The 8,188-nt window shown below is 29.5% G+C and carries 5 protein-coding genes; all 5 read left to right on the top strand.

The features are described from left to right. Positions 1 to 66: 66 nt before the first annotated feature. The 5 genes from QO190_RS09865 (at position 67) to QO190_RS09845 (ending at position 8,123) form a co-directional block, all read left to right on the top strand. Entirely contained in the window at positions 67 to 2,001 is a 1,935-nt protein-coding gene (locus QO190_RS09865; RefSeq protein ID WP_371462935.1) for a polysaccharide biosynthesis protein, read from the top strand. 530 nt (positions 2,002 to 2,531) lie between these two features. Then, complete coding sequence (locus QO190_RS09860) at positions 2,532 to 3,335, top strand: polysaccharide biosynthesis/export family protein (RefSeq protein WP_371462937.1); 804 nt, start codon at positions 2,532 to 2,534, stop codon at positions 3,333 to 3,335. A gap of 3 nt (positions 3,336 to 3,338) precedes the next feature. Continuing rightward, positions 3,339 to 5,687 carry a GumC family protein gene (locus tag QO190_RS09855; RefSeq protein WP_371462939.1) on the top strand — a complete coding sequence of 783 codons (2,349 nt, stop codon included), beginning with the start codon at positions 3,339 to 3,341 and terminating at the stop codon, positions 5,685 to 5,687. A gap of 6 nt (positions 5,688 to 5,693) precedes the next feature. After that, positions 5,694 to 6,809, top strand: a complete 1,116-nt coding sequence (gene wecB, locus QO190_RS09850) for a non-hydrolyzing UDP-N-acetylglucosamine 2-epimerase (RefSeq protein ID WP_104794458.1) — start codon at positions 5,694 to 5,696, stop codon at positions 6,807 to 6,809. Between the two features lie 6 nt (positions 6,810 to 6,815). Continuing rightward, a complete protein-coding gene (locus QO190_RS09845; RefSeq protein WP_371462941.1) occupies positions 6,816 to 8,123 on the top strand; it encodes an oligosaccharide flippase family protein in 1,308 nt (435 codons plus the stop codon). Positions 8,124 to 8,188: the final 65 nt, after the last annotated feature.

The following is an 8,188-nucleotide window of genomic DNA, read 5'->3' as shown; positions in this document are numbered from 1 at the left end:
AGATTTATGTAAATTTGCATGTATACTTTTCGGTAGACAACCATATAAAGATTAAAAGCACCCATGATGACTCAGAAAAATGAACCAGAAAACAAGATGAATGAGGTAAATGTTTTACTTAATTTAGCCAACATAAGATATTTGCCAAGATATATCATCATCGCAATAGATGTTTTTTTAATTGGAGTTTCTACTTTTTTTTCCTTCAAAATTTTAGAAAAAGTTCTAAACCATTCAGATTTTATAGCAGAAAGTTTTGCAGGTTATGCATTAATAATAGCAGTAAGTCTTTTTTATATGTATGTGTTTAAAACATATGCAGGCATTATAAGACACTCTACTTTTTATGATTTACTGAATCTCTTATGGTCTATTGTAGCCACTACATTTACACTGTGGGCTCTTTCTGGAGTGTACAATATGGTCTATGATCATTCAGTTCCTGAAAATATATCATTCTTTATCGTTTTTTTCTTCTTTTCATTTAGTACGTTATTTATGTTTCGTCTTTTTGTGAAGGAAATGTTTCGCTGGATTAAGGAGTACAAAGACAATTCTCTTAAAAAAAGAATATTAATTTTAGGAATTTCTGATTATTCGGTAGCAATCGCAAATTCTATCATCGAAAGTCATAATCTACAATATAAATTAAAAGGGTTTTTAACCAAGAGAAATGATTCTAGAAATGCCAAAATTTTTGGACTAGACATCATGACTCAAGAGACTTTTATTAAAACACCGAAAGAAGAGTTAGAAATAGATGGGATTTTAATTCTTAAAGAAAATTTATCTGCTAATGAATTAACAGAATGGGTGAATTTGTTTTTAGAGAAAGAAATGGAAATTTTTCAAGCTCCTTTGGTGGAAGAATTCAATCCTGAAAAAATTCATACCAATATTCGTAGCTTTCAAATAGAAGATTTACTCAATAGAGAACCTATTTGTATTGAAAATGAAGAAGTAAGATTAATTCATGAAAATAAATCAGTTCTAGTAACAGGAGGTGCAGGTTCTATTGGGAGCGAAATTGTGAGAAAAGTAGCTTCATATAAACCCTCTAAAGTAGTAGTAGTAGACCAAGCGGAAACACCGTTACACGAAATCCAGTTGGAAATGAACGAAAAATTTCCAGATATAGATTTTGAATTCATTTTAGCAGATATTACCAATAAAAAAAGACTCGAAAGCATCTTTACAAAATTCAATTTTGATTTGGTATATCATGCAGCGGCCTATAAACACGTTCCCATGATCGAAAATAACCCTCACGAAGCAGTTTGGGTAAATATATTGGGAACACAAAATCTGGCAAAACTCTCTGTTCAAAATAAGGTGAAAACATTTGTAATGGTTTCTACAGATAAAGCGGTAAACCCTACCAATGTAATGGGAGCCTCTAAGAGATCTGCAGAATTATTAGTACAATCTTTACAATTTTTACCAGAAAATAAAACCAAATTTATTACCACCAGATTTGGAAATGTTTTAGGGAGTAACGGTTCTGTAATTCCACTTTTCAAAAAACAAATTGAAGCAGGAGGGCCCATTACCATTACCCACCCAGATATTGTTAGATATTTTATGACCATTTCTGAAGCATGCGAATTAGTGCTGCAAGCCTCTACTATGGGAAAAGGAGGCGAAATTTTTGTCTTTGATATGGGAAAACCTGTGAAAATAAAAGATTTAGCAATAAAAATGATTAAACTTTCAGGAAAAGAACCCGAAAAAGATATTCTATTAAAATATACAGGATTAAGACCTGGAGAAAAATTATATGAGGAGTTATTAAGCGATAATACAAAAAATCTTCCAACACCTCACCATAAAATAATGGTTTCTATGGATCCTCATAAGGAATATAATGAAATAAAAGATTTATTAGAACAAATAGAAAACGCTACACTATCTCACGATAATAATCAAATTGTGAGAATCCTTAAAAATATGGTGCCAGAATTCATCAGCAATAATTCAATTTTCGAAAAATTAGATCGTTAAAATAACACTAAGATTTATTTTAAATAAGGTTCTTCTTTAAAAATTAATAAACACCTTATAAAAGTCTTCAATTGAATGGATATTACAATGCTGAGGAATATTATTACAAACCATTTTAAAAAGCTAAGTTTTTTGAATCAGCAATAAATTTCATGACAAAATCATGAGATTTTTTTGCTTGTTAGAGAAAATGAAAAATAATGAAATAAAGTCTTTAGATATTTATAATATAGAAAATTACATTTCACCAGCTTAAAAATGGAGATAGGATACAAAATTTACTATTTTTACGTTGGTATAAATGAAAAGAATGATAATAAATAAGAATAAAATAAAGTGGGTGTTAAAATATGGGACTCACTAAGCGAAGCTTTTAAAAATAAATATTAAAATTGTCATACAAAATTCTATTATCAAAGGTTTTTAACGGCATTAAACATCTATTATTAGAAAAGAAAATCCTATATTGTACGTCCTAAAAAAGGCACTTTTACAGCAGAACTGTATAATTTTAATTATAAATTTAATAAATGAAGAAAAATATTTTTGTTTTATTAATAAATCTAGTATTTGTTTTTCTAAATTCTTGTACTAGCCAAAAAAAACTAGATTACCTGCAAAACATCGAAAATGTAGCATTAGAAACATCGATAAAAAATGCAAAATCTACCATACAGCCTAATGATCAACTGGTTATTTTGGTTACCGCAAAAGATATGGATGTGGTGAAACCTTTTAACCAAAATTTTTCTTCTGGGCAGATCTTACAATATTCTACAGCTAGCAATAATATGCCTACCCAAAATCAGACTTCTACCTCAGGACCTACATATATAGTAGATACTCAGGGGAATATAGATTTTCCTGTTGTGGGTAAAATAAATACTGAAAATTTAACAACGGAGGATTTAAAAGAAACCTTAAAGAAAGAAATAACAAAATATGTTATAAATCCTCAGGTTTCGGTTAAAAACACCAATTATAAAATTACAGTCTTAGGAGAAGTAAATCGTCCAGGAACATATAATATTCCCGAAGCACAGACTACTTTGTTAGAAGTAATGGGTTTAGCTGGCGATTTAACGATTTATGGAAATAGAGATGATGTTTTGGTCATTAGAAATGTAGATGGTGTAATAACGAAGCAAAGATTAGATCTTACCAAAGCAGATTTTATAAATTCTCCATATTTCTATTTGAAACAAAATGATGTGATTATTGTATCTCCAAATGGAACAAAACAAAAAACGTCTAGATTAGACCCTAATACAGGTATTTACATTTCAGTAGCCTCAATCGTTGTAACAATTTTAGCTTTGATTTTTAAAAATTAGAAAATGAACAATAATAGTTTCCAAAAAGAAGAAATTCATATAAATGAACTTATCAGACCCTATATTAAACGATGGAAATGGTTTGCATTGAGTGGAATTTTTACATTACTAATTGCTTATTTTTTTCTAAAAACACAAAACCCAATTTATGAAGTTGTTTCTACAGTATTGATTAGAGATTCTAAAAGATCAATGGGTGGTCAAGACTTTGAAATGCTGAGAGATTTGTCTGGATTGGGTAAAATGAGTTCGGATGGAGTTGATAATGAAATTGAAGTTTTAAAGTCTAAAAAACTCATTACAACTGTAATTAAAGATTTAGGTTTAGAGACAGATATTTATAAACCAGGATTATTTAAAGACACTGAAGTATTTGGTAAAACTTCTCCTATTATTGTAAAAATAGTAAATGAAAAAAGTACTGAAAAGAAACCAGAACCATTATTTCTTTCATTAAAAGGAGAAAAAATTACCATAACCAACAAGGAAGGTTTTACTACAGTGACTACTTATAATAAGGTTGTATCATTGCCGACCGCAAATGTTATTATTTTAAAAAACAAAATTTTTAAACCTAGCAAAGAAAAGTTAGATGAACTTATCATTAATGTTTCTAATATTGAAAACAAAACCATAGACTATCAAAAGCTAATTAATGCCTCATTAGTAAATAAAGATGTTACCGTGATTAAATTATCAATGAATTATCCCAATATTGATAAAGCAAAGGATATAATTAATCACTTAGTTGAAGTCTACAATGCAGATGCTATTAATGATAAAAATGAAGAGTCCAAGAAAACAGCTGAATTTATTGAAGAAAGAATAGCAAACGTAGGTAAAGATTTAGGGAATGTAGAAAGTCAAAAAGAACAATTTAAAAGAAACAATCAAATTACTGATTTAGCTGTCGAAGGAGAATTAGGCCTTAAAACCTCTGCAGAAGCTAGAGCCAAAGAACTAGAGCTGGCCTCACAATTAGAGTTAACAAATAGCTTAATCTCTTTTGTTTCCAGACAAGGGAACTATCAAGTAATTCCTAATAATATTGGATTAGATAATCCAGGAGCAGTAGCTAATATTACAGCTTATAATCAATTAATTCTAGAAAGAAATAGGTTACTAGAGAACGCAACACCTCAAAACCCATTAGTAATAGAAGTTACGTCTCAAATTAATAATTTAAGACCAACAATTTTACAAAATCTTCAAAAAAACAAAAACGGATTGCAGCTGGCTGTAAGTACTTACGAACAAGAGCAGAATTTAGTGTCTGGTAAAATTGCAAAAATACCTGCGCAAGAAAAATTGTTTAGAAGCATAGAACGTGAGCAACAAATTAAAGAGTCGCTCTATTTATTGTTATTACAAAAAAGAGAAGAGACTCAGATATCCCTAGCGGTGACAGCTCCCAAAGCAAGAATTGTAGATAAAGCATTTAAAAATGCTCAAGTAGCCCCTAAATCTTCAATTATTCTATTAGCAGGTTTGTTTTTAGGATTATTAATTCCTTACATTATTATTTCATTGTTAGAAAGATTTAATAATAAAGTAAAATCAAAACATGACATTGAAAAAATTTCTAAAGGGAAACCTATCATAGGCGAAATTCCTCGTTTAGAAAAAGGAGACCATGATCTAGTGAAGGTAAATGATAACTCTCCTTTAGCAGAGTCATTTAGAATTCTAATTACCAATATGAATTTTATGACAAAGAAAAAGAAAGGAAAGGTGGTAATGGTTACTTCAAGTGTAAAGGGAGAAGGAAAAACATTTATTTCTGTAAATCTTGCATTAACCATAGCGAGCCCTACCAAAAAGACTATTATTATTGGAGCAGATATTAGAAATCCTCAACTTCAGAGATATAATACAGAAAGAAAAGGTCTAAGCGGGCTTACAGAGTATTTACATAATGAAAGTATGGATATTGAAACGTTAATACATAAAAGTATTTTCAATCCTCATCTTGATGTAATGTATTCTGGAAGTATCCCCCCAAATCCTACTGATTTACTTTCTAATGGAAAATTTGAAGCCCTAATCAATATTCTATCTCAAAGTTATGACTACATAATTCTTGATACAGCTCCATTGATGTTGGTTACAGATTCATTCTTAATCTCAGAATGGGCAGATGTAACATTATATGTGGTAAGATCACAATACACAGAAAAACTTTTAGTAGAGTTTGCAAACAAGAATATAGAATCTCATAAAATTAAAAACACAGCTTTTGTCATAAATGATGTAAATAGTGATTATTTCGGGTATGGTAATAAATATGGCTATGGATACGGCGCTAAAGAAAAAACATTTTTTGAGAGAATAAAAGAAAAACTAAATAACTAATCATCTATGAAAAAAAATTTAATCATATTTGGAACTCGTCCAGAAGCAATAAAAATGGCTCCTTTAATTAAGGAGTTTCAAAAACGAGACCAATTTCAAACAAAAGTATGTGTCACCGCTCAGCATAGAGAAATGCTAGATCAAGTACTAGATTTTTTTGAAATTACTCCTGATTATGATTTAAATCTTATGAAGCCTAATCAAAATTTATATTCCCTAACTTCTGATATTATTACAGGACTTCAGCCCATACTTGAAGAATATAAGCCCGATTATGTCTATGTTCACGGAGATACTACTACTACTATGGCAGCAAGTATAGCTTCTTTCTATGCAGGTGCTAAAGTTTGTCATGTAGAGGCAGGATTAAGAACTAATAATAAAAAATCTCCTTTCCCAGAGGAAATGAATAGACAAATAGCAGGTCGCGTAGCTGATTATCATTTCGTGCCTACGGAAAACTCTGAACAAAACTTAAGGAAGGAAAATATTAAAGAGAATAGTATTGTAATTACAGGAAATACAGTTATTGATGCATTACTTTTTAGTTCCAAGAGAGTCCAAAATTTTGAAAATTCCGAAATTTTAGAGCTTAAAAAAATAATAGATACGGAGAAGAAAATTATTTTAATAACTGGTCATAGAAGAGAGAATCATGGTTTAGGCTTTATTAATATTTGTGAAGCACTAAAAGAGGTAGCCTTAAATAATAAGAATGTACAGATTATTTATCCCGTACATTTAAATCCTAATATTAAAGGTCCTGTTTATGAATTACTTTCTGGAATAGAAAATATAAAATTAGTTTCCCCATTATCATATCCCGCATTTGTTTGGTTAATGAAAAATGCATATTTAATTATTACAGATTCGGGAGGAATTCAAGAAGAAGCTCCTAGTTTAGGGAAACCAGTATTAGTAATGAGAGATACTACAGAACGCCCTGAAGCAGTAGATTCTGGAACAGTAATTCTTGTAGGTACAGATAAACAAAAAATTGTAAAAGAAACTAATATTTTATTAGAAAATACTGAGAAATATTCTTTGATGAGTGAATTACATAATCCTTATGGAGACGGAAAAGCAAGTGAAAGAATAGTAGATTTTATTGCAAATCTATAGTGGTTTATGCGAAGAATTGTACATGAAAAAATAGTAAAAACACTATCTTCAGATTTAAACAGAAAAATTTTTAGTCAGAGTTTTTGGATTATTTTAGGGAATGTAATCTCTAAGTTTACATTGTTAATTGCTACAATCTTTATGGCTAAATATTTAGACAAAGAAGAGTATGGGCAATTTGGAATCATAAAATCTACAATTTTAATGTTTGCCATGTTTGCTGGTATGGAGCTAGGAATGACCGCAACTAAGTTTATTGCACAATATCGTTTTTCTCAAAAAAGAAAATTAGAGAGAATTGTAGGAATGTCTACTTTTTTTGCAATAGTAATTAGCATTCTCATTTCCTTTCTAATTTATCTGTTTGCTATACCTATAGCGCATCAAATAAATGCTCCGAATTTAAATACAGAAATTAAAATAAGTGCTTTTATTTTATTCTTTTCTTCGGTGAATGGTATACAGAATGGAATTTTAGCAGGAATAGAAAAATTTAAAGAATTATCTATCAATAGTGCGATGAGCGGAATTATTTCTTCTGTTCTTTTGATATTAGCGGCAAGATTTTATACTTTAGATGTTGTAATCATCGCATTTGGAGCTAATTACGTTTTATTTTTTATTTTCAATTTTATCACTCTAAGAAAAAAATTCTATTCAGAATTTAAAATTGAATTTTGGAGCAAAGAGAATTTTAAAGAAATTAAAATACTGTGGGATTTTAGCTTTCCAGCTTTTTTAGCGGGATTAATGGTTGCACCAGTAGTATGGTATGCTAATTATGTTTTAGTAAATCAACCCAGTGGATATTTACAAATGGCTAATTTTGATATTGCTAGCCAATGGAGAAATACCATTTTATTCATTCCTGCGGCTTTATCGCAAATAGCACTTCCTCTTTTATCTTCAAGAGTAGAAAACAAGGCGCAATACAGAATGGTTTATAATAAAAATCTTAAAATAAATATTGTTCTAGCTTTTTTTTTAGTAATAGTTTTTGTGATATTTTCTCCATTAATTGTAGATTTTTATGGAGCAAAATATAATGATTTATTATGGCCAATAATAATTATGTTCATTACAACAGGATTAATTTCTATAAATAATGTAATTGGTCAGGCTATTGCAAGCCAAGGAAAAATGTGGTTAGGTTTTTATGCTAATCTCATGTGGGCAATTATACTTACTGTAAGTACTCATTTTTTAGTTGAAAAAGAAGCTCTAGGTGCTATAGGATTATCATTAGCTTATCTTATAAGCTATTTTTGTCATGCAATCATTCAGTTTTTGTATATTAGAAGATATTTAAATTAACATGTAATCTTAATAGTAATGACGTTTCCTGGATTTTTTGCTATCTTTTTTGCAATAATGATAAT

Origin of the sequence: Cloacibacterium sp. Arc13, from assembly GCF_041431305.1 — a bacterium.
In the GTDB taxonomy this organism is placed as follows: Bacteria; Bacteroidota; Bacteroidia; order Flavobacteriales; family Weeksellaceae; genus Cloacibacterium; species Cloacibacterium caeni_B.
The sequence above is the reverse complement of the archived record's forward strand: the minus strand, read 5'-3'. Positions and strand labels throughout refer to the sequence as shown.